The organism is Hymenobacter edaphi (assembly GCF_003258365.1).
GTDB lineage: Bacteria > Bacteroidota > Bacteroidia > Cytophagales > Hymenobacteraceae > Solirubrum > Solirubrum edaphi.
Map to the genome: position 1 here is coordinate 36,524 of NZ_QHKM01000011.1, position 26,229 is coordinate 62,752.

The 26,229-nt window shown below is 67.7% G+C and carries 20 protein-coding genes; 9 read left to right on the forward strand and 11 right to left on the reverse strand.

Going from position 1 to position 26,229, the window contains the following annotated elements:
• Positions 1–5 precede the first annotated feature (5 nt).
• Positions 6–1,667: a M28 family peptidase gene (locus DLM85_RS22205; protein ID WP_111480380.1), complete on the forward strand. Its 1,662-nt coding sequence runs from the start codon at positions 6–8 to the stop codon at positions 1,665–1,667.
• Positions 1,668–1,738: 71 nt separating this feature from the next.
• Here the strand turns inward: DLM85_RS22205 and DLM85_RS22210 are convergent, their stop codons facing one another.
• Complete coding sequence (locus DLM85_RS22210) at positions 1,739–2,476, reverse strand: MarR family winged helix-turn-helix transcriptional regulator (RefSeq protein ID WP_111480381.1); 738 nt, start codon at positions 2,474–2,476, stop codon at positions 1,739–1,741.
• Positions 2,477–2,623: 147 nt separating this feature from the next.
• Between DLM85_RS22210 and DLM85_RS22215 the strand changes: the two genes are divergently transcribed.
• Complete coding sequence (locus DLM85_RS22215; RefSeq protein ID WP_111480382.1) at positions 2,624–5,089, forward strand: TonB-dependent receptor; 2,466 nt, start codon at positions 2,624–2,626, stop codon at positions 5,087–5,089.
• Positions 5,090–5,114: 25 nt separating this feature from the next.
• On the opposite strand, the gene DLM85_RS22220 is transcribed toward DLM85_RS22215, so the two are convergent.
• Positions 5,115–6,140: an alpha/beta hydrolase family protein gene (locus DLM85_RS22220; RefSeq protein ID WP_111480383.1), complete on the reverse strand. Its 1,026-nt coding sequence runs from the start codon at positions 6,138–6,140 to the stop codon at positions 5,115–5,117.
• Between the two features lie 405 nt (positions 6,141–6,545).
• Here DLM85_RS22220 and DLM85_RS22225 point away from each other — a divergent pair, with 405 nt between their 5' ends.
• From DLM85_RS22225 to DLM85_RS22235, 3 genes are read left to right on the forward strand one after another with little or no spacing between them, the layout of a single operon-like run.
• On the forward strand, positions 6,546–7,991 hold the full coding sequence (locus DLM85_RS22225) for an AMP-binding protein (RefSeq protein WP_111480384.1): 1,446 nt from the start codon (positions 6,546–6,548) through the stop codon (positions 7,989–7,991).
• A gap of 16 nt (positions 7,992–8,007) precedes the next feature.
• Positions 8,008–9,138, forward strand: coding sequence for a DUF3419 family protein (locus tag DLM85_RS22230; RefSeq protein WP_111480385.1), 1,131 nt, complete (start codon positions 8,008–8,010; stop codon positions 9,136–9,138).
• Positions 9,131–10,333, forward strand: a complete 1,203-nt coding sequence (locus DLM85_RS22235; protein ID WP_111480386.1) for an aminoglycoside phosphotransferase family protein — start codon at positions 9,131–9,133, stop codon at positions 10,331–10,333. Before DLM85_RS22230 ends, DLM85_RS22235 begins: the two co-directional genes overlap by 8 nt.
• Before the next feature lie 263 nt (positions 10,334–10,596).
• On the opposite strand, the gene DLM85_RS22240 is transcribed toward DLM85_RS22235, so the two are convergent.
• Positions 10,597–11,499, reverse strand: coding sequence for a LysR family transcriptional regulator (locus tag DLM85_RS22240; RefSeq protein ID WP_165822253.1), 903 nt, complete (start codon positions 11,497–11,499; stop codon positions 10,597–10,599).
• 161 nt (positions 11,500–11,660) lie between these two features.
• Between DLM85_RS22240 and DLM85_RS22245 the strand changes: the two genes are divergently transcribed.
• Complete coding sequence (locus DLM85_RS22245; RefSeq protein WP_111480388.1) at positions 11,661–12,110, forward strand: GNAT family N-acetyltransferase; 450 nt, start codon at positions 11,661–11,663, stop codon at positions 12,108–12,110.
• 83 nt (positions 12,111–12,193) lie between these two features.
• Here DLM85_RS22245 and DLM85_RS22250 read toward each other — a convergent pair whose 3' ends face one another.
• From DLM85_RS22250 to DLM85_RS22260, 3 genes are all read right to left on the reverse strand, one after another.
• Positions 12,194–13,261, reverse strand: coding sequence for a hypothetical protein (locus DLM85_RS22250; RefSeq protein ID WP_111480389.1), 1,068 nt, complete (start codon positions 13,259–13,261; stop codon positions 12,194–12,196).
• A 183-nt stretch (positions 13,262–13,444) separates the two neighbouring features.
• On the reverse strand, positions 13,445–16,078 hold the full coding sequence (locus DLM85_RS22255) for a PEP/pyruvate-binding domain-containing protein (RefSeq protein WP_111480390.1): 2,634 nt from the start codon (positions 16,076–16,078) through the stop codon (positions 13,445–13,447).
• A 4-nt stretch (positions 16,079–16,082) separates the two neighbouring features.
• Positions 16,083–16,988 (reverse strand): UbiA prenyltransferase family protein, encoded by a 906-nt coding sequence (locus tag DLM85_RS22260; protein ID WP_133257206.1) that lies wholly within the window; start codon positions 16,986–16,988, stop codon positions 16,083–16,085.
• 210 nt (positions 16,989–17,198) lie between these two features.
• Here DLM85_RS22260 and DLM85_RS22265 point away from each other — a divergent pair, with 210 nt between their 5' ends.
• Positions 17,199–19,439, forward strand: coding sequence for an efflux RND transporter permease subunit (locus tag DLM85_RS22265; protein ID WP_111480392.1), 2,241 nt, complete (start codon positions 17,199–17,201; stop codon positions 19,437–19,439).
• Between the two features lie 39 nt (positions 19,440–19,478).
• Positions 19,479–19,931, forward strand: a complete 453-nt coding sequence (locus DLM85_RS22270) for a hypothetical protein (RefSeq protein WP_111480393.1) — start codon at positions 19,479–19,481, stop codon at positions 19,929–19,931.
• Positions 19,932–19,966: 35 nt separating this feature from the next.
• On the opposite strand, the gene DLM85_RS22275 is transcribed toward DLM85_RS22270, so the two are convergent.
• A complete protein-coding gene (locus DLM85_RS22275) occupies positions 19,967–20,212 on the reverse strand; it encodes a hypothetical protein (RefSeq protein ID WP_111480394.1) in 246 nt (81 codons plus the stop codon).
• A 177-nt stretch (positions 20,213–20,389) separates the two neighbouring features.
• On the opposite strand from DLM85_RS22275, the gene DLM85_RS22280 reads away from it, so the two are divergent.
• Positions 20,390–21,751 carry a YfcC family protein gene (locus tag DLM85_RS22280; protein ID WP_111480395.1) on the forward strand — a complete coding sequence of 454 codons (1,362 nt, stop codon included), beginning with the start codon at positions 20,390–20,392 and terminating at the stop codon, positions 21,749–21,751.
• A 33-nt stretch (positions 21,752–21,784) separates the two neighbouring features.
• On the opposite strand, the gene DLM85_RS22285 is transcribed toward DLM85_RS22280, so the two are convergent.
• From DLM85_RS22285 to DLM85_RS22300, 4 genes are all read right to left on the reverse strand, one after another.
• Positions 21,785–22,348 (reverse strand): hypothetical protein, encoded by a 564-nt coding sequence (locus tag DLM85_RS22285; RefSeq protein WP_111480396.1) that lies wholly within the window; start codon positions 22,346–22,348, stop codon positions 21,785–21,787.
• Between the two features lie 197 nt (positions 22,349–22,545).
• Positions 22,546–23,343: a peptidoglycan recognition protein family protein gene (locus tag DLM85_RS22290; protein ID WP_111480397.1), complete on the reverse strand. Its 798-nt coding sequence runs from the start codon at positions 23,341–23,343 to the stop codon at positions 22,546–22,548.
• 62 nt (positions 23,344–23,405) lie between these two features.
• On the reverse strand, positions 23,406–25,070 hold the full coding sequence (locus tag DLM85_RS22295; RefSeq protein WP_133257207.1) for a hypothetical protein: 1,665 nt from the start codon (positions 25,068–25,070) through the stop codon (positions 23,406–23,408).
• 288 nt (positions 25,071–25,358) lie between these two features.
• Positions 25,359–26,096 carry a hypothetical protein gene (locus tag DLM85_RS22300; protein ID WP_111480399.1) on the reverse strand — a complete coding sequence of 246 codons (738 nt, stop codon included), beginning with the start codon at positions 26,094–26,096 and terminating at the stop codon, positions 25,359–25,361.
• Between the last annotated feature and the right edge of the window lie 133 nt (positions 26,097–26,229).

A 26,229-nucleotide genomic window follows, 5' to 3' on the forward strand; every position in this document is an offset into this window, starting at 1 on the left:
CCCTTATGATGCATTTCCGTTCCTGGCTTGCCCTGGCCAGCCTGTGCCTGCCGCTGACCGCAGCGGCCCAGTCCCTCACCCTCGATAAATCCGTCGCCTCAACCCTGAAGAAGGTGAAGGCCGACGACGTCAAGGCCCACATTCAGTACCTGGCCGACGACAAGCTGCGCGGCCGGCAGCCCGGCACCGAGGGCTACCAGATGGCCGTCGACTACGTGACCAAGCAGCTGCAGTCGTTCGGGGTGAAGCCGGCCGGCGACAACGGCAGCTACGTGCAGAAGGTACGCCTGCGCCGGGCTTTCGTGCAGCCCGAGCCGCTGCTGGCCCTCATCGAAGACAAGAAAGTGCCCACCCCGCTGCGCCCCGGCGAGGACTTCGTGTACTACCCCAATCCCGAGCAGGCCAAGGTATTTCAGGAAACGCCGCTGGTGTTTGCCGGCTACGGCATTTCGGCGCCGGAGCTGAAGTACGACGACTACCAGGGCCTCGACGTGCAGGGCAAAATCGTGCTAGTGGTGCGCGGGGCGCCCAAGTCGTTCCCCTCAACCATTGCCGCCGCCAGCCAGGATCTGCTGATGATCATGCAGAACGCGGCCAAGCACGGCGCGGTCGGCGTGCTGGTGGCCAGCACCAATCCCAAGGGCCAGCTGCCCAACTTCAAGCGCGGCGTGTACAGCGTGCTCGACGCCAAGGGCAAGGTAGCGGCCTCGCGCAGCTACGTGCCGGGCGTGGGCTTGCGCCTGGTGGGCGCCACCACGGCCGCCACGCTGCAGCGCCTGTTTGCCTCGGCCCAGGCCGATACGGCCAAGGTGCTCAGCGCCCTGCGCGGGGGCAAGCCGGCCTCGCTGCCGCTGCGCACCGTGGCGCGGGTGGATTTTGGCAACACCTACAAAGACATTGAGTCTTACAACGTGGTGGGTCAGCTACCGGGCTCCGACAAGACGCTCAGCAAGGAGTACGTGGTGCATTCGGCCCACCTCGACCACCTCGGCGTGGCGGCAGCCGTGAAGGGCGACTCCATCTACAACGGCGCCCACGACAACGCCTCGGGCGTGGCCTCGGTGCTGGAAATTGCCCGGCTGTACTCGCAGCTCAAGGACAAGCAGCGGCCCAAGCGCTCCGTGCTCTTCGTGCTGCAGACCGGCGAGGAGCTGGGTCTGCTCGGCTCGGCTTATTTCGCGGCCAACCCCACCGTGCCCAAGAGCAAGATTGTGGCCGACGTGAACACCGACATGCCCACCATCATTGCCCCGCTGCTCTCGGTGGTGCCGCTGGGCGCGCAGCATTCCTCGCTGATGGAGCCGGTGCAGCGCGCGGCCAAGTACCTCGACCTGAGCGTCGAAAACGACCCGGAGCCGGAGCAGAACCGCTTTATCCGCTCGGATCAGTACAGCTTCGTGATGCAGGGCATTCCGGCGCTGCACATCAAGTACGGCAACAAAACCGCCGACGGCAAAAACAACCTCAGCGAGCTGGTGCAGAAGTGGCGGGCCGACACCTACCACAAGCCCCAGGACGACATCAACGGCCTGTTCGACTTCGAGGCGGGCGTGAAGTACGTGCAGCTGAACTTCCTCATCGGCTACCAGGTGGCCAACGACCCGCCGCGCCCCACCTGGAACAAAGGCGACTTTTTCGGCGGCCGTTTCGGCGGCGCGCGGCGGTAGCGGCGCCCCTAGCCTCACGATGCTGCCATCAACAAACGGGCCGCTGGTACAACACCAGCGGCCCGTTTGTATTAACGCCCAGCCTCAGAATCAGGCGCGGCTGGCGGCCCACCAAAACCGGCCGGGCGCCAGTCGGTGGGCACGTGCGGGAAGTGCTTCTGGCGCATTTCCTCCAGGCTGGCGGGCCGGGCGGCGGCGAAGACGGGGAAGTGAAACGCGTCGAGCTTGGTGAGCAGGTAGGCCAGCTGCTCCTGCTCGGCCGGGCTGAGGTTGCCGGCGGCCATGGCGGCCACCTGACTCATGCTGGCAAAAGCTTCAAAGAGCACCTGCTGCCCGGCGGCGGTGAGGCTCAGTAGCTTGCGGCGGCGGTCGGTGGCGTGGGGCGCTTCCTGAATAAGGCCGGCCGCCAGCAGCCGCCGGATGATTTCCGAGCCGGTGGGCTTTTCGTGGATGTTACGGGTTATCAGCTCGCTCTTGCTGAGCGGACCGCGGCCGTACACCGCCGCCAGGTACGAAAAGTCGTCGTAGGTGATAAGCGGGGTGTGGAGCAGGGCCAAACGCGAGTAGGTGCGCAGGTAGCGGTACATAAACGTGACGAACTTCCCGATAACCGAGGCGGCCGTTTCCATCGGGTGGCTGGGCTCCCGCTCCACCGACTGGCGCGGCGGCGCGGCGGTGGCCCCGGTGCGGGCCTGCAGCCAGCGGCTGAAATCGGTCAGCTCGACGGCTGGGTCGGTGCCGGCCGCGCCGGACTCGCGGTGAAACTCTTCAGCCAGGGCCACCAGCTGCTTGACAAGGCTGTAATTCATACAAAATGCACTGCGGGCAGCCCGCAACTAAAGCCGGCTGTGCCGCTGACGAAAGGTACAAAAACATTTAAAACAAATGTTTTGATAGAACGTTTTTAGACCAAATCAGCTAACATTGCGGCCGGATAACGTCTAAAAACATTCCACATGCGTCAGTTTCTACCCCATCTGCGGCCCGCGGCCCTCGTCGCCGCAACTCTGCTGAGCAGCCCCGCCACGCTGGCGCAGACCACCGGCATCATCACCGGCACCGTGCGCGACCGGCGCACCCAGGAGCTGCTGCCGGGCGTGACGGTGGGGCTGGAAGGCGCCAGCCTTGGCACGGTGACCGACGAGCAGGGCCGCTACCGGCTGGCGGGCGTGCCGACGGGCAGCTACAACCTGCGGGCTTCCTTCGTGGGCTACGACGCGCTGCTGCGAGCCAACGTGGTGGTGACCAGCGGCAACGCCAACACCCTGAACCTGGAGCTGAGCCCGGCGGCCCAGCAACTGGGTGAGGTGCAGGTGGTGGCCAACCGCGCCATCCGCGTCGCCACGGCCGAAACGCCCCTGTCGGTGCAGCGGCTGAGCGTGGAGGAAATCCGCTCCAACCCCGGCGGCAACTTCGACATCTCGAAGGTGGTGCAGAGCCTGCCGGGCGTGGGCGGGGGCGGCACCGGCGGCACGGCCGGCTTCCGCAACGACATCATCATTCGGGGCGGGGCGCCCAACGAAAACGTGTTTTACCTCGACGGCATCGAGGTGCCCGTCATCAACCACTTCCAGACCCAGGGCTCGGCGGGCGGGCCCACGGGCATTCTGAACGTGTCGTTTATCGAGGACGTGACCCTGAGTACCTCGGCCTTCGAGGCGCGCTACGACAACGTGCTGTCGTCGGTATTCCAGTTTCGGCAGCGCGACGGCAACCCCGACCGCCTGCAGGGCAACGTGCGCCTGAGCGGTACCGAGGTGGCCGGCACGCTGGAAGGCCCGCTGGCTCCGAAAACCACGTTTCTGGCCTCGGCGCGGCGCTCTTATCTGCAGTACCTGTTCCGGCTGATTGACATTCCCATCCGGCCCAACTACTGGGACTTTCAGTTCAAAACCACCACCAAGCTCTCCGATAAAACCACCCTGACCACGCTCGGCATCGGGGCCATTGACAAGTTCCGGCTGGCCGTGCCGCGCAACTCCTCGCCCGACAAGGAGTACGTGCTGCGCTCCAATCCCAGCGTCGACCAGTGGAACTACACCGTGGGCGCCGCCCTGCGCCGGCTTATCGACCAGGGCTACCTGAACCTGGCGCTGAGCCGTACCCAGCTCCACAACAGCCTCGACCAGTTTCAGGACGGGCAGACCGGCGACGAGGCCAAGCGCGTGCTGCTGACCCGCTCGGGCGAGGCCGAAAACAAGCTGCGCCTCGACGTGAACAAGGCCCGGGGCAAGTGGCAGTGGGCCTACGGCAGCTCGGCGCAGTTCATCGAGTACGACAGCCGCTACTTCGCCCGCCTGCGCCGCGAGGTGCGCGACGCCCAGGGCAACGTGGTGTCGCCCAACGTGGACGTGCGCTTTCAGACCGACCTGAACTTCCTGCGCTACGGCGCCTTCGGGCAAGTCACGCGCACGCTGCTGCCCGATGACCGGCTTACCCTATCGGCCGGCCTGCGCGCCGACGGCAACACCTTCATCGAGGACGGCGCCAACCCGCTGCGCACCCTCTCGCCGCGCCTGTCGGCCTCCTACGGGCTGGCCGATAAGTGGAACCTGAACGCCTCGGTAGGCCGCTACTACAAGATTCCGCCCAGCACCATCCTGGGCTTCCGCGACGAGGCGGGCAACCCGGTAAACAAGCCCAGCCGCTACATCCGCGCCGACCATTACGTGGCCGGCCTGGAGTGGCTGCCCGGCCCGGCCACGCGCTTCACCCTCGAAGGCTTTTACAAGCGCTACGCCCACTACCCGGTGTCGGTGCGCGACGGAATTTCGCTGGCCAACCTGGGCGGCGACTTCGCGGCTTTGGGCAATGAGGCAGTGACGAGCACCGGCCGGGGCCGCAGCTTCGGGGTGGAGTTTTTCTTCCAGCAGAAGCTCACCCGGCGGGTGTTTGCGGTGACCTCGCTGACGGCCTTCCGCTCGGAGTTTAGCGGACTGAACGGGCAATACGTGCCCTCAGCCTGGGATTCGCGCTTTCTGGCCTCGGCCCTCTTCGGCTACAAGTTCGGCCGCGGTTGGGAACTGGGCCTGAAGTACCGCTTTGCCGGCGGCTCGCCCTACACGCCCTACGACGAGGCCGTCTCGCGGGCCAGCTACCTGGCCACCGGCCGCGGCGTGCCCGACTACGCCCGCCTGAACACCCTGCGCCTGGGCAGCTTCCAGCAGCTCGATTTCCGCCTCGACAAGAAAATCAACTGGCGCCGCACCACGCTCGACCTCTTCATCGACCTGCAGAACGCGCTGGCCATCGTCAACCCCAGCCAGCCCAGCTACACCTTCCAGCGCCTCGAAGACAACTCCGACTTTGCCAGCACCGATGGCCAGCCGGTGCGCCCCGACGGCTCGAACGCCATTCCGCTGCTGCTGACGGATGACGACGCGCTGACCACGCCCACCATCGGCTTCATCTTCGAGTTTTAGCCCTGCCCGCCGTGCCGCGCTGCGTCTAGGGCCGCGTGGTCGGTTCTGCGGCTACGCGGCCGGTCTGCACCCAGCGCCCGAAATCGGCGGCCACCTCGTCCCAACGGTAATCGTCGTAGTTGATGCGGCCGTCCTTGAAGGCAAAGAAATTGTGTTCCAGGCCGGGGTAGTCGTGGAAAGTCACGCGGGTGTTGCGGGTGCGCATAAGGTCCAGTCGGAAGGCGTCGTTGAAGGGCGCGCCGGCGTCGCGGGTGCCGTAGAGCACCAGCACGGGCACGCGGCTGCGGCGCAAGTACTCCGCCGGCGGCACCGAAAACGAATAGGTGGTCTTGGGTGCGTCGGCGGGCGTGCAGGTGACTTCGGCCGCATGGTCGACGACGTGCTGCCAGTAGCGAAACAGCGCCGCGGCGTCGGCGCCCTCGGCCCCGCGCTGCTGCGCTAGCATGGTGGCCATGCGCCCGGCGGGGTTGCCGCTCAACGACACCACGTGGGTGAGGCGGCGGTCGGTAGCGGCCATTTTCGCCACCACGGTGCTGCCCTCCGAGTGCCCGGCGGCTACCACCGTGCGGGCATCCACCCACGGTTGTCGCACCAGGTATTTCAGCACGGCCGCGTTGCGGGCCACGTAGTAATCGAGGTGGTTGCGCTGGCAGTACGCCAGCGGCGGGGCCTGGGTGCGCGGGTCGAAGTAGCTGAAGTTGGGCTGCAACGTTTTCACGTCGGCTACCACCGGAATGCCCGGCTTGCTGATGATAACCAGGTGAAAGGCATCGTACAGCCCGCTGCCCTTGAACGGGAACAGCGGATACGTGCCCTTGTCGTGCACCAGCAGCAGCGGCTTGGGCAAGGAGCCCTGCACGAACAGCAGCAGGGGTTTGCGCCGCTGCTCCTCCCCCGGCTTCGACAGAATGAGCACGTCGACGGTGTCGGGGCCGTAGGGCACGCGCAGGTGGCGGTAGCCGTAGTCGGCCGGTCTTTTAATAGTGGGCTGCGCGGCCAGCGGTAAAAATCCGGCGGCGACGAGCAGCGTGGTGAGCAGCAAGCGAATCATGCCTGAATAACGGAAAGCCGGCAAGGTAGCCCGCGCCGCTTTGCCGAGGGCTTGCACTGGACTGCCGCGATGCTCCCGAGGCCAGCAAGCCACCCGGTGGCTAGGAGCTTCCGCTCACATATTCGGGTGGTTTTGGTCTTTTTCTGCCGTTTATCTACCCTAAGCAAAAGTCAGATACAGGCAGCATTTTGGCCTTGATAAAGCGGCTTGCCGGCAGCTGATTCTACCAGTACAATTCATTATTGCAACCCCGCCAGCAGCTTTTTCACTCCTGCACTCGTTGGCACCGCGGGCGTACCCCAGTCGCGGCTAGTGCCATGTTTAAAAGTCAGGCGGAGGCCATGATTCGGGGTGGGTAAGTCCGGTTGATTTCTCAGCTTTGGAATACCGCTTCGCTTTGCTGCCATGACCGTCCCCAACTTCTACCAGCACGTCCACCGCACCCTCGGCCAGCAGGCCGAGGCCGTGCTGCTGGAGTGGCCGGGCACGGGGCCGCAGGGCCGCACCGCCACCTACACCGGCCGCGACCTGGCCGGCCGCATCGGCGCCTACCAGCAGCTGCTCGGGCAGCGCGGCGTGGTGGCCGGCCAGCCGGTATTGCTACTGCTGCCGGTAGGCGTAGAGCTGATTTGCGGCTTGCTGGCGGTGATGAGCCTGGGCGCCGTGCCGGTGCTGCCGCCCGCCGGCGTATCGGCACGGGGGCTGCTGGCCCTGCGGCGGCGCGGCGGCATTCGGGCGGCGCTGGCCCCGGCTCGGCTGGCCCGGCGCTTTGGTTGGCTGACGCGTGGCTTGGGCCTGCGCCTGCTGGGTGCCCCGGCCGCCGAAGCCAATACGGTGCCGCTGGCCCCGCAGCCGGTAGCCGTCGAGTTGCCGGCGCTGGTGTCGCACAGCTCAGGCTCCACGGGCCGGCCCAAGGCCATTCGGCGCAGCCACCAGGTGCTCACGGCCCAGCACGAGGTGCTCAAGCAGGTGTTTCCGCCCTGGCCCGGGCAGCGCGATTTTCCGCTGTTTCCGAACGTGCTGCTCCACAACCTGGCCGTGGGCGCCGTCACGGTGCTGCCTGATGTGCCCTGGGCCCGCCTGAGCGGCTTCGACGCGGCCCGCGTGCTGGCGCAGCTGCGCGACACAGCCGTCGAAACACTGACTGGCAACGTGTTTTATTTCAGCCGCCTGCTGACGCACTTGCGTCAGCAGCCTACGGCGCTGCCGGCCGTGCGCGCCGTGGGTGTGGGCGGCTCGCCGGTGCCCGAATGGCTGCTGCAAGGCCTGCAGGAGCAGCTGCCGCAGGCGGCCGTGTACGGCATCTACGGCTCCTCCGAAGCCGAGCCCATTGCCGTACGCCGCTACGACACCGCCCGGCCGGCCGACCCGCGCCAGGGCTACTGCGTGGGGCCGGTGGTGGCCGGGCTGCAGTGCCGGCTGCAGGGCAACGGCGCCAGCGTTGAGCTGCCCGACGGCCGCCGCTTCGTGGTGGGCGAAATCACGGTGCAGGGCGCGCACGTGGCCGCCGAGCCCAATGCCTGGCTGCGCACCGGCGACTTCGGCTACTTCGACGACGCGCAGTGCCTGTGGCTGACTGGCCGGCAGGGCAACGAGACGCTGCACCGCGGGGTGCAGCACTACCAGATTGAGCACGTGCTGCAGCAGCTGCCCGGCGTGGTGCGCGCCGCCGCCCGCGCCACGGCCACCGGCTTTGCCGTCTACGTGCAGGGGCCGGCCGAGCTGGAAGCGGTGCGGGCCGCGCTGGCGGCGCAGTTTCCTTCCGGTCTTTGCAAGCAGCTGCACCGCCGTACCGCGCTGCCCGTCGACGGCCGCCACCACTCCAAAATCCTCTACGACCAACTGCGCTAAGCGCCCCTACGCCGTGATGCATTCCGAATTCTATAACGTCGCCCTCGACCGTCTGCGCTACTCGCTGGTGTGGGAAAGCCACCGCACCCTGGCCACCGCGCTGGACGTGCAGCCCGCCGACGAGCTGCTGGTCATCTGCTCGGCCGGCTGCAACGCCCTCAACGCCCTGCTGCTCGGCGCCCGGCGCGTCACGGCCATTGACCTGAATCCGGTGCAGCTGCACCTGCTGGAGCTGAAGCGTTACCTGATCCGGCACCACGACCACCGGGTGCTGCGCGCCCTGCTCGGCCTCGACGGGCCGGCCGCCGTGCTACCCACCTGGCAGCAGCTGGAGCCCGCGCTGCCCCCGGCGCTGCGGGCCTACTGGGCGCCCTTTTTCGAAAGCCACCCCGGCGGCATTTTGCCGGCCGGCAAGCTGGAAAGCTACCTGCTGGGCTTTCTGCCCACGCTCAGCCCGGCGCTGCAGCAGCGCGTGCGCCGCTTGGTCGAGTTCGACGACGTGGCCGCGCAGTACCGCTGGTTCCGCGAGCAGCTGCACGGCACCGCGTTCGAGGCGCAGTTCGTGGCGTATTTCGACGAAGCCAACCTCAGCCGCGGGCGCGACCCGAAACTATTCAAGTACGCCGAGGAATCGGGCGGGCGGGCATTTTACCAGCGCCTCGCCGGGCAGCTCAGCACCGAGCTGGTGCGCGACAATTTCTTTTTCCGCTTCTTTTTTTTCGGCCCCGAAGGCCTGCCCGAAGCGGTGTTGCCGCCCTGCTACCAGGCCCGCCACCACGCCCGGCTGCGCGCCAGCCTCCACCGCCTGCGCACCGTGCAGGGCGAGGCCAGCGCCTACCTGCTCAGCGACGCCGGCCGGAGCATCAGCAAGGCCAGCCTTTCCAACATCTTCGAATACGTGAGCCCCGCCGACTTTGCCCAGGTGCGCGCGGCCCTGCTGGCCCGCCCCGCGGCGGCCCCGCTGCGCGCCGTGTACTGGAACCTGCTGCAGGCCCAGGGCGACGCCGCCCAACCAACCGACCTGGCCACGACCCCGGCCCGCACCCAACTGCCCGGCAGCTGCTTTTACTTCCGCGACGTGCGCGTGCTCGACGCCGCGCCCGCACCTTCCCTGCCCCTTTCTTCCCCCTCCCAAGCGTATGCATAGCCCCGCCTATTACTGCGCGCGCCCCTTCGTGGAAGGCCTGATGCGCGCCCACGCCCCGCAGCGCCAGCTGCGCGTGCTCGACGTGCAGCCGCTGCCCGTCGACAGCTCCGCCAGCATCCTGGCCGTGCTCACGGCCGGGCAAACCAGCCGGCCGGTGGGTCACTTCGGCCTGCAGGTCACCTTCGAAATGGACGGGCAGCCGGCCCGTACCGAGCGGATGGTGCTCAAGCTCAAGCCGCCCGGCCACGAGGTATCGGCTATGCTGGCGGGACTGGCCCAAGCCTGTGGGGGCGAGCTGGCCCAGACGTACCCGGCTTTTGCCGCCCGCAGCGGCTTTCACCACACCCACCACCGCGAGCTGGCACTCTACGCCCACCACGCCGATGCCGCGCTGATGCCGCGCATCTGGGGCCTGCACCAGGACGACGAAACCGCCGAGGTCTACGCCATCCTGATGGAATATCTCGGTGAGCAAGTGGAGCTGCTGAACACGGTGATGCAGCCCGAAGCCTGGACCGATGCCCACCTGCGCGCGGCCCTGGATGAGCTGGCCGCCTGGCACGCCCGGCACCTGCTGCCCGCCGGCACCGACGCCGCGCCCGTAACCTGGCCCGACCTGCCTTCGGCGGCCTATATGCAACAGCTCACGCCGCTCTGGCAGGCCCTGCTCGCCAACGCCGCCCAGCACCACTCCGGCCTCTACGGCCCGGCGCGCGCCGAGCTGCTGCGCGAGGCCATTGCCCGCATCCCCGAGTACTGGGCCGAGCTGGCCGCCGCCCCGCGCACCCTGATTCACAACGACCTGAACCCGCGCAACACCTGCTTCCGCCGCGCCGCCGATGGCCGCCTGCAGCTCTGCGCCTACGACTGGGAGCTGGCCACCTACCACGTGCCGCAGTACGACGTGGTGGAGCTGCTCAGCTTCGTGCTCGACGCCGACCGCTACCACCTGCGCCCGCACTACCTGGAGTACTACCGCCAGCAGCTGCACGCCCGCACCGGCCGCTTCGCCGATGCCGAAGCCTTCCGCCGCGTAACCGGCCTGGCCGCCCTCGATTTCGGCCTGCACCGCCTGGGCATGTACCTAATGGCGCACGCCGTGGGCCCCTACCCCTACCTGCCGCGCGTGGTCGACAGCTACTTCGACACGCTGGCCCAGCTGCAGCCCCTGCGCCCGGAGCCGGCCTACGCCTGATTCTCGGCTTCCATTATGGCCCTGCGCCCCGTTCGCCTCGCTGGCGGGCGGGGCGCGCTGGTTTTGCGGGAATGGAGTCGCCAGCAAAGGGCGGCCTGCTGAGCCCGGCGAAGCCCCCTCTACTGCTCCGATTTAATCATTCCTGGACCGACCCCCATCGATTGCCCAGGGTTTCAACCCTGGGCTAGTGAGCAGTGCGACCAAGCAGCAGAACTGCTCTGCTTCGACAGGCTCAGCATTTCTTCAGAAGTTTTTTCAGCCACCTATACCGCCTGATGCGGTCCTGCTGCTTGCGCAGCCGCCAGCCGTGTGGCCTCGGCCCGCAGGTTCTCCACCACCACCGACCGCTCGTCCCGCCGGCAGGTCAGGTACACGGTCGAGTGGTGGGGCAGCGGCAGGTAGCGCAGCCCGGGCGTCGGGCTGTCGGCGTAGGACATGGGCAGCACGGCCACACCCAGGCCGGCCGCCACCAGGCTGAGGATGGTGGCGCCAAAATCGGAGGTGATGGTGCGGCGGGGCTGGTAGCCGTAGCCCTCAAACATCCGGCGCAGGGCCTGGGCATAGGCCCCCTCGTCGCTGAGCGAAGGCAGGATAAACCGCTCGTCGCGCAGCGCGGCCAGGGAGGTGAACGTGTCGGCCCGCACCGGGTGCGCGGCGGGCACGGCCAGGGCCAGCGGCTCATCGAAGATGGGCACCGACACCAGCGCCGGGTTGCGGGCGGGCTCGCGCCAGAAGCCCACGTCGAGCTGGTAGGTGAGCAGCTGCGCCTGCGAGTCGGCGGCCCCGATTTCGCGCAGCTCCAGCTGCACCAGCGGGTAGCGGGCCGTGAAGCCGGCCAGCAGCCGCGGCAGCCAGGCATAGGCCACCGAGCCCACGTGGCCCAGCCGCAGGCTGCCCACTTCGCCGGCGCTGACCTGCCGGGCGTGGCGCTGCACGGCTTCCAGCTCGGCGAGCAGGCGCGCCCACTCGGTTTGCAGCAGCTCGCCGGCGGCCGTCAGGCGCACGGTGCGCTGCCGGCGCTCAAACAACGCAAAGCCCAGCTCCTGCTCCAGGCCCTGGATATGGCGGCTGAGCGAGGACTGCGTGAGGCCGAGCAGCTCGGCCGTCTGCCAGAAGTGCAGGCGCTCAGCCAGGCGCAGAAAGTAGCGAATGTGGTGCAGGTTCATCGATGCAATAACTGCATGAATAGCGGCAACATCAGCATTGCTGCGCATCAAAGCAAGTCCTAGTTTTGCCCCGGTCACCCACCATTTGTCTATCAGCTGCCCGGCATCCTGCAGGCCCCAGGCCCAGCCGCTGCGCAGATTCCCCCCCTTTTTCGCCCGCCATGCTGCACCTCCTCCGCACCGACTCCGACCACCCCGATTTCCGCGCCCTGGTGCGCTTGCTCGACCAGGACCTGCAGGTGCGCGACGGCGCCGAGCACTCGTTCTACGCCCAGTTCAACAAAGTCGACACCATCCGGCACGTAGTAGTGGCCTACCTCGACGACGCGCCCGTGGGCTGCGGCGCCTTCAAGCCCTACGACGAGGCCGCGGTGGAAATCAAGCGCATGTTTGTGCAGCCCGCACACCGCGGCCGTGGCGTGGCCCGGGCCGTGCTGGCCGAGCTGGAAGGCTGGGCGCGGGAGCTGGGCTACGCCGGCTGCGTGCTCGAAACCGGCAAAAAGCAGCCCGAAGCCATCCGCCTTTACCAGCAAAGCGGCTACCAGCTCGTGCCGAACTACGGCCAGTACATCGGCATCGACAACAGCGTGTGCATGCAGAAGGCCGTGTAGCCGCGGGCTGGTCGGCGCGCAGCGGCGTTCCGACTCCCAACGCCGGCGGTCCTGCGACTTGCAGAGGCAGGACCGCCGGCGCTTTACAGCTCCTGGCCAAACAGCGCGTAATGGGCGGTTTCGGCGGGCAGGCCGTCGGTGAAGTGCAGAGAAAAGTTGCCGGTGCGCATCAGGCAGAAGACGACGTCATCGTACCGCTCGCGGAAGTGCACCATGCCGTAGGCGCCCAGGTACGACATCAGCCCGCGCTGGCGGTAGTCGGGGTGCACGCCCACGGTTTTGGCCAGCAGCTGCCGGCGCTGCAGCCGCGCGAAGTCCCGCTCGAACACCGGCGGGCGGTTGTCGGGCAGGTGCAGCTCGGTGTAGTTGGGGTGGCAGAAGCTGAGCGCGGCCAGCGCGCCCGTGGCCTGGTCGCGGAAAAGCACCGAGGTATGCGGGCACAGCTTGGCGGCGTACTGCGGGTTGTAGAGCAGCCGAAACTGCGCCAGCGACACCGGCCGGTAGCCGGGGTTGGCGCCGAAAATAGCCTGCACCAGCTCGAAAATGGCCGTTTCGTGCTCCTGCCAGCTGTGCTCGTTGAGCGGAATAAAGTCGAAGGGAATCCGGGCCAGCTCGCGCAGCAGCATGTCTTTTTCGGTGAAGACGGCGGGCACGTCCTGGGGCCGGATGCGGCGGCTCTCGAAGGTCGTGACGGGTACCAGGCCCAGGCCGGCCAGCAGCGCGGGGTAGTACTCGGGGTTGATGGGTTCCCGGTCGAACTGCCCCCAGCTGGGCGCGGGCGGCAGCCGCAGGCGGTAGCGGTGAAACGTATTGAAATCCAACGGCCCGACGAGGCGCCGCCGGCCGCGCTGCCGGGCATCGGCGCGTAGCGCGTCGAAAGCGACTTGGTTGCGCGCGGGGTCGTTGGTGCTTTCCCAAAAGCCGAAAAAGGCCTCGTCCGAGTCGTGGGGAAAGATGCCGACCAGCCGGAGCGTAGCCTCGTCGGTGTAGATAATCAGCTCGTTGCGTTCGGCTTCCTGGGCGAATAGCTGTTCCGTCAGAATGCGGTTTTCGGTGGGGTGCCAGGGCTGATCGGCGTACACGCGGGCCGGTACCGCCCAGAAGGCGTCGGGCAGCTGACCGTGGTAAGGAAGGCGGTGCAAAGGAGTCATGCGGGGTGTTGGTACGGCTGGCGCCGGTTTAGCGAAACGACGTGAGCATAGCCGGGGTCCGAAATAAAGCAGGTTTCCCGCCTGCGTGGAACGTTGCGGCACCAGGTCGGCCCCGGATACCCACGGCAACTCACCTGGGGCCGCCAAACGCAGCCGGGAAGCCTGCTTTGCGGCTGGCGCCGGCTACGTCGCCTGCGGCTCCTGACCCGGCGCCAGCCCGGCCCGCTCAGCCAGCAGTTCGATTTCGCCGGTGGCGCCGTCCATGCGCGCCTGCTGGCCGCTTTGCAGGCGCCGCGTGAGGCCGGGCACGTTGATGATGGTGGGAATGCCCAGCTCGCGCAGCAGAATGACCGAGTGCGAGAGCGAAGAGCCTTTTTCGATGATGACGCCGCGGCACACCGGAAACAGGGCGGCCCAGCCCGGGTCGGTGCGCAGGGCGCACACGATTTTGCCGGCCACGGCCAGGTCGTCGTCGGGGCTGGTGACGACGATGATTTCGCCCGCGAGCTGGCCGGGGTAGCAGCCGGTGCCGCGCAGGGCGCCTTCATCTTCGGCGGTGGATGCGGCGGCCAGCGGCGGCGCGGGCACCGTCACGCGGCTGGGCGCGTGCTGATGGGCGTAGCGGGCAAACTCCTGCTGCCGCTCGGCCACCAGCGGCGGCAGCACCTGCCCGGCTTCGGCCGCCGTTTCGCCGGTCAGCCGGCGGGCGGCCGCTTCGATTTCGGCTTCCGTCAGGTAAAACACGTCGCGCGGGGCGGCCAGCTGCCCGGCCGCCACCAGCTGCGCGCCCAGGGCCAGGTACAGCCCGCGGTACATGCCAAACAGCCGGGTGCGCTCCAGCCGCAGCGACTCGCGGTGGGCAATGGCGCGCTGCAGCTGCCCCAGCCGCTGCCGCAGCTGGCGCCGCTGCCACGCCCCCCGGCCCCGCAGCAGCGCCTCGACTTCGGCCTCGGCCCCGCGCAGCACGGCGTTGTCAGCAGCCCCGAACTCGGCGGGTGCGGGCCCGACGAGGAAGTTGCGCAGGTACTGGTAGAAAATCTGGGGGCGGGTGCGCATGGTCTGGGTTTCGAGCTTCAGCTCCCCCACCGTCCGGTCGCCAAACTGCGCGATGAACGCGGCCACTTCGGCGGCAAAGGCGGGGAACTGCGCCTGTACCTGCGCGGGCAAGTCGTCGGGCTGCGCCACGACGAGCTGGCGCAGCGCATCCAGCGGGCGCACCTGGGCGGCCAGGGCCAGCAGGCGGCGGGTGGGCTGGGTGCTGGCCAGGTCCTGGTCGCCGGCGAGGTAGCGGCGCAGCAGCTCCTCGGGCTCCGGGGCGCCCAGCTGCCGCAGCTGGCGCAAGGCGCGGCCGTTGGTCATCATCACGTAGAAGTCGTTGACGATGGGCGTGGTCCACTGGCCCAGCAGCTCCTGGTCGAGGCGGGCTTTTTCGGCCAGCAGCTCGGCCGGGCTCAGCGCCGAGAGCGGCCGGGCGTAGAAGCGCTGGTAATGCCCGGCGAAGTGGGCGTGGAAGCGGCGCACCGATCCGTCGAGGCGGGCAAAGGCCAGCAGCAGGCGCGCGAGGTTCAGCAGCAGGCGCGGCGCCAGGCGCAGCTTATCGGCCAGGGTTTTCTCGCGGGTCTGCACGAAGTCGACGGGCTCTTCCAGGCCCATCATGCGCTCCATGTCGTCCTTGTTTTGCCGGAAGGCGGGCAGCAGCTGCAGGCCGCGGTACCAGTTGTTGATGTTGTAGTAGATGCGGCCCTGCACGAGGCCCAGCAGGTTGGTCACCACCGGCTCCTGGGCCGCAATCTGGGCGGCGGGCAGGCCCAGCGCGTGCATGGTCTGGCGGTACACGGTGGCGTAGGCGCGGCGGGCGAAGCTAAAGGTCAGCGGCGTGGTGACGCCGCAGTAGCTTTCCTGGATATTGCTGTTGTCGTACACGACGACCTCCGGAATGGGCTGGGTGACGGGCCGGGCCTGCACCACCCACACCGCCCCGGCCGCGTCGACCACGAATTCCACGTCCTGCGGGCCGCCGAAAGCCGCTTCCAGCCGCTGGCCGATATCGAATAGCTCGGTGAGCTGGGCCGCACGCAGGCAGGGCGCGGTTTGCCGCCCGGCCTCGACGGCCTGCGCGGCGAGGCCGCCCGCGGGCCGGGCCACCAGCTGCTCATCCTTCGGGGCAATGAGCTGTCGATGCAGCTGGCCGGTTTTCTTCTCGAAGTAAAACTCATCGGGCTGCAGCTGCCCGCCGACGAGCCCCTCACCAAAACCCCAGACGGCGTGGAGGGCCAGCTCCTGCGGGTACTCGGGGAAGGTCGTGAACATGACGCCGCTGGCCACGGGCGTAATCTGCCGCTGCACGATGACGGCCGGCCGGGCCGCGAGTTTCAGCCCCTTCTGCCGGCGGTAGGCCAGGGCCCGCTCGGAGTAAGCCGAGGCGGCGCAGCGGGCCACGGCGTCCAGCACCGTTGCTTCCGAGCTCAGGTTCAGAAACGAATCCATCAGCCCGGCGAAGGCCGCGTGCTGCCCGTCTTCGTCGGCCACGGAGGAGCGCACCACCACCGGCTGCGCGGGGAAATTCCAGCCGTACAGCACGTTGCGGAGCAGGGCCAGCAGCGTTTCGGGCAGCTCAAATGCCGTCAGTTGCTGCCGGCGGGCGGTTAGCTCCGCGTCGGTGGCGTCCGGGGCCGCCGGCAGCAGGTCGAATTCTTCGGCGGGGATGACCACGAAATCGGGCACGCGCAGGCCGGCCGCCTGCAGGCGCCGCAGCCCGGCCGCCTTGCCGCCGATGGTGTAATCCGGCCCCGCCGGTTTGTGGATGGCAAGAACCATGAGCTTAGCGCACCTGCGCAACGATTTCCACGATGATGGCCACGTAGCTGGTGAGCATAAACAGCGACACCAGCAGCTCGGCCACTTTCAGCGGCCGGGCCGCGGGGCGGCGCCAGCTCAGCCCGTAGGCCGCCGCAGTAGCCGCAAACAAAGCCGCCATCAGCCCGAACGGCCAGCTGCGGGCGTGCAGCAGCCGCAGCAGGTAGCCCTGCACCACCGTGCCGGCCAGCAGCACCAGCAGCACCGCCGCCATGGCGCCGGCGTAGCCCAGGGTGCGCGAGTAGGAGTCGACGCCGGGCCGCTCGGCGGGGGCGGGCTTGATTTTGCGGGCAATTTCAAAGGCCAGCCCGCCGAGCAGACTCAGCAGCCCGAGCAGCAGCAAGGGCAGCGTGAGCAGCGGCCGGGCGGCGTAGGCAGCCCACACCCAGCCGATGATCAGCGGCATGATGAGCAGGTGCGTGAGGGCGTAGAGCACCAGCCGGGCCCGCAGCCATTGCGGGGCAAAAAACTCGTAGCGCATCAGCAGGCTGTAGCCCACGGCCAGCAACCAGGCCAGCACCGTGCCCGGCCCAAGCCACAGCGACCAGGCCGCTTCGAGCAGCAGCCCGGCCCCGGCCAGCCGCCGCAGCTGCCCCAGCGTCACGCGGCCCGACTGCAGCACCCGCTCGGGAAAATTGACGGCATCGGCGGCGTAGTCCTTGATTTCGTCGAAGACGCGCAGGCGGAAGAAAAAGGAAATGACGGCCACTATGCCCAGCGCCTCGCGGGCGCCGAACCCGGCCAGCGCCGCGGCGGCCGGCTGGGTGGCCCGCGCCACGGCGTACACCGTCAGAAACAGGATGGCAAACAGGGCCATGTTGACCGGCGGAAACCGCTCCTGCAGGTAGGCCCACAACGCTCGACTTTTCATCCTGCCAAATTAGCTTCTGCGGACCACCGCACCGCCCAATGCCGCGCCGGATCCGACTTTATTGCACGGCGGATCGGGCCAATAAAGCCGCCGTAGTGCCGCCTGCGGGGCTGATTGGCGCATCGACCCGGGCAGCGGCCTGACTTTAGCAATTCGGCGCTGCTTGGTCTGGCAGCACCCAAAGCTGCCCCCGGCGCGCTACTTTACCGCATGATTGAAGGAGTATACCGCTTCCGGTACTGGCTGCTGGGCCTGTTAGTGGCTCTGGGCGCGGCGCTCTGGCCCGGCGTGCGCGCCGCCGTGCAGGTCGACAACAGCCTGGAAGCCTGGTTTCTGCAAAACGACCCGAGCCTGCGCGCCTACCGCGACTTCCAAGGGCGCTTCGGCAACGACGAAGTGGTCATCGTGGTGGTGCACGACGAGGCCCAGCCGCTGCTGACGCCCGCGTACTTCCGGCGGTTCCGGGCCCTGAGCCAGGCGCTGGAAGGGCTGCCGGGCGTGGCGGCCGTCATCGGGCCCGGCAACGCGCTGGTGCCCGGCCGCACCGGGCCGCAGCCGCTGCTGCCGCCCGCGGCCCGGCCCGCCCAGGTGCACCGCACGCTGGCCGCGCACCCCGTGCTGCAGGAGCAGCTGTTTTCGCCCGACCTGCGCACGGCCCGCTTCGTGGTGGTGCTGCGCCGGCTGCCCGGCTTCGACGAGCGGCGCGGCGCCATTCTGGAGGAGGTGACGCGCACGGTGTACCGGCACGTGCCCCGCGAGCGGGCGTATCTGGGCGGCGTGGGCATCATCTTCGCCGGGCTGAATGCCCTCTCGCAGCACGACTTCGGGCTGTTTCTGGGCCTGGGCTACGCGCTGATGTTCGGCGTCTTTCTGCTGCTGTACCGCAACGGCTGGCTGCTGGTGTACGTGCTCGGCATCGTGGGCGGGGCCACCTACCTGACGCTGGGCGTGTACGGGCTGCTGGGCCACCGGCTGAACCTGATGACGGTGCTGCTGCCGGTGGTGCTCATCCTGCTTGGCATCATGGACGCCATGCACGTCATCAACGAGCGAAACCTGCTGGCCGCGCCCGGCCTGCCGCCGCGCGCTTCGGCCCTGCAGGCGCTGCAGCGCACGTTTTCGCCCTGCCTGGCCACCATGCTCACCACCGTGGCCGGCTTTCTGGCTTTGGTCACCAGCCCGATGGCCATTCTGCGCAACTTCGGCTTGTTCGCGGCCCTCGGCATTGCCCTGTGCCTGGTGCTGACCTTCGTGCTCGGCGCCCTCATTCTGCCCCTCACCACGCCCGCGCCCCGGGCCACGCGCTCCACCAGCCGCGGCCTGGCCCGCTTCTACGCCTACCTGCTGGCCCGCCGCGGCCGGTTCACCGCCGTAGCGGCCGCGCTTACGCTGCTGGCGGTGGCGGGCATCTTCCTGATCAAAGCCGACACCTACACGCTCGGCTATTTCCCCCAGGACCACCCGGTGGTGCAGGACCACCGCCGCATGGAAGCCACCTGGGGCCCCTACCTGCCGCTGGAGCTGCTGGTGGAGCCCCGCCCCGGCCACCGGCTCCACGACGCGGCCGTGGTGCAGGCCGCGGCCGCCTTTGCCGATTCGGTGCGGCAGCTGCCGGGCGTGGGGCGGGTATTCGGCTTTCACTCGCTCTACCAGGCCGGGCTGGAAACGCAGTTTCCCGGCCGCGGCCGCCGGGCCCTGGGCAGCCAGAGCCTGCTCAACGCCGTGGACCGCCGGCTCGCGGCCGATTACCCGCAGCTGGCGGCCGAGTTTATTCACCGCGCCAGCGGCACCGGGCGCATCACCGTGGCGGGCCGGATGCTGTCGGCGCGGCAGCTCACGGCCAAAACCGACACGCTGCTGCGCCTGGCCGCCCGCACCTTCGGGCCGGTAGCGCGGGTGCGCCCGGCCGGCTACCAGCCCATGTACGCCCGCATCACCGAGTACGTGACGACCTCGCAGACCCAGAGCCTGCTGCTCTCCATCGTCACCGTGTTCGGGCTGGTGTGGCTGTACGTGCGCAGCCTGCGCCTGGCCCTGCTCACGGTGCTGCCGAACCTGTTTCCGGTACTAGTGCTGCTGGGCTTGATGGGCTGGTGCGGTATCCGGCTCGATACGGCCACGGCCAGCATTGCCGCCATCGTGCTCGGCCTCTGCGTCGACGACACGGTGCACTACATCCACCACTACCGCGAGGCCCGGCGCAGCATGACGCCCTCGGCGGCGCGGCTGGCCACCATCACCCACGTCGGGCCCACCATCGTGCTCACCAGCCTGATTCTGTTCGTGGGCTACGCCGTGATGGGCCTGGGCTCGTTGAAGACGGTGCAGCTGTTCGGGGTGCTCACGGCCGCCAGCATTGCCGCCGCGCTGTTCGGCGAAATCGTGATTTTCCCGCTGGTGCTGGCGCGCTTCGACCGGGAGCCGGCGCCGAAGGCAGCGCCCGCCCCTTGAAGGTTTACACGCTCCAATGGCGCCCGTAACTTGCCAGCAATGAACGTCCAAGAGTATTTCGCCGACCTCGAAGACGTCGTGACCGATGCGCTGCTGCTGACCGGCGGGCCGGAGCGACTTACCGAGGAAATCCGGCACAACTGCTGGCATATCGGGCTGCCGGCCGAGCTAGCTGCAGCGGTGCGGGTGGCCGATTTTGAGCATTGGCTGCGGCGCGTCAAGCAGAACCGCCAAGACCAGTTACGCCAGCAGTCAGCCGCCGACGCCCTGCGGTATTACCTGTGGGTAGATTACCAATCGGGCTACCTGTGCTTCAATTTCCTCAGCAACTGCCACGAGCAGCTACCGTTCAGCGCGCCGGTCGAGCCCGTAGAAAGCGAAGCCGTCATTCTGGCCGATTTCCTACGTTTCTGCGCATCGGATGATTACGACGCGCCGAATACAATGGAGCAGTGGCGGGTGCGGACGTATTCGGAAGTTCTTCGGCGCTGAGGCGGCCCCGGCGACTCGGGCTGCACAGCGGCCCCCTACAGCTCCTCGGGCAGCTGCACCCCATCCAGCCAGCACTGCAGCAGGGCGGGCTTCTGAAAAAGGTTGATGAAGAGCACGCGCTCCTCCCCCGCCAGTCGCCACACCTCGGCGTAAAAATCCTCCAGCGCCCACAGCTGCAGGCGGCAGCCGTGCTCGACGCGGTCGGCCAGGTGGTGGCCGGCGCAGCGGAGCACTTCGGCCTGCTGGCCCAGGGTAAGCTTGGTGAAGACGGCGAATTTCATGACAACACTGAGGGCAACTGCGCGGCCGGCCGGGGCAAGATACGGGAAGAATTGAATCGGCCGCAAGGCGGGCGGGCCCCGGGCGCGGGTTTAGCCGCAGGGGTAACCGTTGCCGGCTTACGGCGGGTTCCGCACTACCTTCGCGCTGTTCTGCCGCCCCACTTTCGCTGCGCCCGTATGCCCACGTTCCGCTTTCCGCACCCGCTGGTGCTCCTCGTTGGTTTCATCTTGCTGGCCGTGGGCCTGAGCTACGTGCTGCCCGCCGGCCGCTTCGAGCGGCGCCAGGATGAGGCCACCAAGCGCGAGGTCGTGGTGCCCGGCTCCTACCACCGCGTGGCCGCCACGCCCGTTTCGCCGCTGGATGCGCTGACGGCCATTCCCAAGGGCCTGCAGGACGCGGCCGACGTTATTTTCCTGGTGTTTCTGGCCGGCGGGGCCTTCACCGTGGTCGACCAGACCGGGGCCCTGCGCCGCGGCGTCGACTGGCTGCTGGACAAGCTGCGGGGCCGCGAGGCCTTGGTCATTCCGGTGGTGGCGCTGCTTTTCGCCACCATGGGCGCGCTGGAAAACATGCAGGAGGAAATCGTGCCCTTGGTGCCAGTGCTGCTGGTGCTTATGCGCCGCATGCGCTACCCGGTGCTGACGGCCGCCGCCGTGAGCATCGGCTCGGCCGCCGTGGGCGCGGCTTTCAGCCCGATGAACCCCTTTCAGGTGGGCATTGCGCAGAAGCTGGCCGGCCTGCCCCTGCTCTCGGGTCTGGGCTTCCGGCTGGTGTTTCTGGCCCTGGCCCTGCTGATCTGGATCGGGGGCACCATGCGCTACGCCCGGCGCCACCGCGAAACCGCCCCGCTGGCCGTGGACGACGCGCAGATAGAAGCCGAGCATTCGGCCCACGAAGGCGGGCACCGGCACGGGCTGGTGCTGTTGCTGCTGCTCGTCACCTTCGTCTTTTTCGCCTACGGGGTGCTGGAGCTGGGCTGGGACTTCGGGCAGATGTCGGCCCTGTTCTTTGCCCTGGGCGTGTCGGCCGGGCTGGTGGGCGGCCTGGGCCTGACGGGCACCGCCGAGGGCTTCATTGCCGGCTTCAAGGACATTGCTTTTTCGGGGATGCTCATCGGCTTTGCCCGGGCTATTTTCGTGGTGCTGGAGCAGGGCCAGATTGTCGATACCATCGTCAACGGCCTCTCGGCACCGCTGGCCCACCTGCCGGTGGCGGCTTCGGCCCTGGGCATGCTGGGCCTGCACACGGCCCTGCACCTGCCGGTGCCCTCGGTGAGCGGGCAGGCCGTGCTGACCATGCCCATCCTCACGCCGCTGTCGGATCTGCTGGGCCTCTCGCGCCAGGTCACGGTGCTGGCGTATCAGTACGGCGCGGGCCTTTGCGAAATCATCACGCCCACCAACGGCGCGCTCATGGCCATCGTGGCCGCCTGCGGAGTGCGCTTCGACCAGTGGTGGAAGTTCGTGTTTCCGCTGTACCTGCTGCTGCTCGGGCTGGCCGTGGTGGCCATCATCATCGGCATTGCCGTGGGGGTGTAAGCGGCTCCCGAATCTTACCAATTAGCACGAGCATCACGCGGCAGCATATGCCGGGGCGGGGGCCGCTACCGTGGCACCCGAGCGCACGGCCAGTCCGAGCAGGGCCCAGAGCACGCCGCTGTAGCCGCCGAATACAATACCCGCCGCCAGCTCGCCCACCAGCACTTGCGTCAGCAGGGCCAGGGGCAGCGTGAGGCCGCACAGCGCGGGCACGAAGTGGCGCCAGTCGGCCCAGACGCCCGCCCGCCACACCAAGGCGCCAGTGATGAGCATCATCACCATGCTGCCCGGCCAGGCCATGTCGCACACGAAGTAGTACCAGGTGTCGAGGCGGCCGGTGGTGGCATCGAAGAGCTGCTGGCAGGCCGCCAGCCCCAGCAGGATTATCTGCAGCGCCGACAAGCCGCGCGCCACCACTCCCGGACCCAACACCCGCAGCCGGCGCATACCCACGGCGCTGCACAGCCAGCCGAGCAGAAATAGCCCGCCGGCCACGTCGCCGATTACGTGGTGCTGCGGCCAGTGGTACATGGTGAGCATCAAGGCCATCAGGGGGCTGAGCAGGATGGCGGCCAGGCCGAGCGGGCGGTGGTTCATGGCAAATACAAGTTTCTGATTTGCCCAAACTTACCGTTAGCCCCGGGTGTCGTCAATCGCATGATTGGGACCCGAAGGACCACCGGCCCCGGCCGCCCGACCTGATTTGGGCATTCCGGCTACCTAGTCAGGCTCGCTGTTACCAAAGATGTGATGCGGGCACGCTGCTGTGCGCAGTTTGCCGTTGCGCCTCTGCCTTAATACACGGCGCCGCTCCAGCAGAACTCGTTGTTGGGCAGGGCGTACCAGTTGGCGTTTTCGTTTACGCTTTCGCCCTGCACCCGCCCCACGTAGGCCAGCTCGTGGCCGGCGGGCACCAGGCGGGCGGGGGCGCGGCGGTACGGCTCACCCTGCCGGATGTTGACGCGCGAACGGGTGCGCACCACGCCGGTAGCCGCTTCGCTCGCCCAATCGGCGGGACTGGGCTGGCCGGTGCAGCGGGCGTACACGGCGGGCACGTCGCGCAGCAGCTGCTCGTAGCTGCGGTTGCTCTGCGCCAGCCCCGATTTGGGGTCGGTTTTGCGGTGCGGATCGAGGATGCAGTGGCCAACGATGGCGCGGGCCGGGTCCAGGTTGAACTTCCAGCAGATATAGGCCAGCACCCACACGTAGCGGCGGTAGGCCTCGTCGGCGTTGATGTTGGGCCCGAAGCAATACTCGACCCCGATGGCCGCGTCGTTGGCATTGGCGCCGTAGCGGCGGTTGTCCTCGGTGGCGCTGTAGAGCACGTGCCAGGCTCTTTCGGGCGGGGCGGTGAGGGCCGGCACGCACTCCAGAATCTGCCGGTCGTCGACGAACAAATGGGCCGAGGCGCTGAGCTGGTTGCGCGACTGTTCGTAGTAATGCACGTTGCCGGCGGCCGTGGAACCGCGGTTGCCCGTGTCGTGGGCCACCACGAAGCGGATGGGTGCGGCCGGCAGGCCGGAGCGGCGCTTGGTGTGCGGCGTCAGCCAGCTTTGGGTGATGGGGTATTCGAGGTCGGGAAACTGGCGCATAACTCAGTCAGGTTGCGGATTTAGCGGCCGGCTCAGCGGTAGCCGCCGCTCTCCGGTCGAAATCAGCCCGGAATCTGCTCGGCGCCCAGCGGCGGCACGTCGTCCCCGGGCTGGACGGAATCGGGCCCCATGTCGTCCTCCGCGCGGTGCAGCACGGCCCCCGTCGTGGGGTCCGCCACCGACTCGCCCGTGGCGCCGGCGGTAACGACCGGCGTCGCCACGGGCACGACTGGCGTGGTCGTCGTTACGGTTACACCGGGCGTAGCAGGGCTGGGCACTGCCTGCCCGTAGCCGCTCGCCGACGCCGAGGCATCAGGCGTGGGGGGCACCGGGGCCGTATAGGTAGTCACCACCGGCCCGGGCGGCGCGGGCAGCGCCGGCGAAGTAGCAACGGTGGTCGTGCTCAGCAACGCGCCGCTGGCACCGGCAGCCGGCAGGCCCGCGGCAGCACCGGCACCGGCGGGGCCGTCGGGGCCGCGGTTTTCCTGCCATTTCAGCCCCAGATAGGTGGCGCTGCTGATGGCCAGCAGCAGGGTTTCGTTGTTGTTCCACTCGGGCAGGGCCACCGTTTTGTACACCGTGCGCACGAAAAAGTAACCCAGCAGCACCGTTATGACCACTTTCTGCAGGCGGTGAATGCTCACGCCGTTGCTGTCGGAGAGGATGTCGGTCATCCAGCCGTGGCTGACTTCGGGGCCCTCGGGCAGGGCCTTGCCCACGTCGCCGCTCATCCCGATCAGCCCGCTCAGCCCCGCTGTACCCGCACTGATGCCCAGCAGCGAGAGCGTGGTCATGCTGATGTTGGTCATTTCGCCCGTTACGCAGTAAATGACCAGGTAGCAGCTCATGATGATGAACGTCCACCAGGCCAGCTGGGTCTTGGCCAGGCTGAAGGGCCGCTGCGTGGAGTCCGGCCCCACGCCGGCGCTGGCCAGCTCGCCCTCCCGGCCGGTGCGCAGCAGGGCCGAGCGGTGGGCCAGCGTGATGATGCCCAGGGCGAGGAAAAACACGCCCACGCCCGCAATCCACAGCGCGCTGGGCTGCACCAGCTGAAAATGCACGTTGCGCTCGGGCCCCGGAAACAGCTCCGTAAACACCTGATCATCGTAGCCCAGGCCGATTTTGCCGGGGTGCGTAAACTTCCACGGCGAGCCGTACACGATGTCCCAGTACTGCAGGTTGGCGGGCGTGCGGTCGAGCTTGAAGAGCACCTTGTCGTAGGCCGCGTTCAGGTCGCTGAGCACGGTATCCTCGCGCACGGCCCGCCCCACCAGGTCGGGAGCGGCCACGGTGCTCAGCGTGTCGTCGTCGGTGAGGTACGCGGCGGCGCGGTGCCGCGAGCCGGCCACCTTGCTGTCGGTGCCGGCCAGGTACACGGCCAGCGGCGGCATGTTGCGCAGCGGCGTGTCGTCGATGTAGAGCACCATCTGCCGGGCCTTGGCGTGGGCGCGTTCCGGGCTCATGCCCATCTTTTCCAGGGCGGCTTCCTCGTCGTGCAGCCAGCGCCCCAGGCCCTCCACTTCCAGCGTGATGGTGCTGCCCAGCTTAAACAGCGAATCCTGCCCGGCGTCGGCCGTAGCGTGGATGTTCTTGATGACGGGCCGGAACAGCGGTGGCTGTTGCGCCCGCGCCGCCGGCAGCAGCCCGCCAACGAGGAGCCACGTCAACAGCAGCGCCCGGGTGAGGCGCAGCGGGTGCGCAAGGGTCCGCGGGGAGAAATTCAGCATGAACAACGAACGGGTAAGGCCAATGAGTAACGGCTTTGGATGCATTCCAATCTGAATAAAAGCAGCTGAAAAGCCGTAATTATTCCACAATCAAAAATCAATTGATCCACCGGCTAAACTACCAGGTATAATTACCTGAATACACACCAAAAAACCCGTATTTCTACGCCAGAACAGCATCTGATTCGCTAAGTAAATGGGCAAAAAAGCGCTGACGGCCCCGGCTGGCTCAGCCGGCCTCTGGCAGTTGCAGCGACTGTACCCAGGGAGGCTGTAGCGCCGGCTTGACTACGCCGGCTGGGTGGTGGGCGCCAGGTTGGCCAGGGCCTGCTCCCGCTCGGTGTCGCGCACGATAATGCTGAGCGTGGAGGCCACGTAGCGGTTTTCCTGCTGGTGCGGGGTTTTGCCGAGGGTGTCGAAGTCACCGTTGATGTCGGTGAAGCTGACCACCTGCGTGAACAGCGTCTTGTCCTCCACGTCGGTCAGGGCCGAGCCGATAACGTTGCCCAACTGCAGAATCAGGCCCACCGTCTGCGTCGGGGCCTTCACGATGGCGGCCGTCACCTGCTGCAGCAGGCTTTTGTAGGTATCGTTGTTTTGGGCGGCGGCCAGCACCTGCCCGGTGTCGCGCAGGTCCTTTTTGCTTTTGAGCACCGACACGAGCACGTGCACCTGGCAGGGCGGCTTCTGGTCGGGCTGCTCCTGCTTCCAGTAGTACAAGGTGCGGTCGACGGGCAGGTCCTCGTTGTCGTCGACGCGCGGGAAACTGTTGAGCGTGAGCGTGCGCGGCTCCTGCATCTGGTCGTCGATGACCACCACCAGCAGGTAGAGGTTGGCGTAGCCGGGGAAGGGCGGAATGCGCGGGGTGTGGTTGTCCTTGATGTGCAGCTGCGCCAGGCGCACCTCGATGCCGCTGACGTTGCCCGAATCGGGAATGGCGCCGCGCACCGCATCGAGCCGGCCGGGCTGGGCCGCGGGCAGCGAAACCGTGGAAACAATGGCGTCGTCTTGTAAGCTCAGAGCCATAATCGGGAAAAAAGAAGGTGAAAAGCGCCGCCATCCACGGCTCGTAGCCGGCCCGTAAATCAGGCCTGCTCCCCGCCACAACGCCCAATTGACAAGGCAAACATTTATTTCCGGCAGCAAACCGGCATTAATT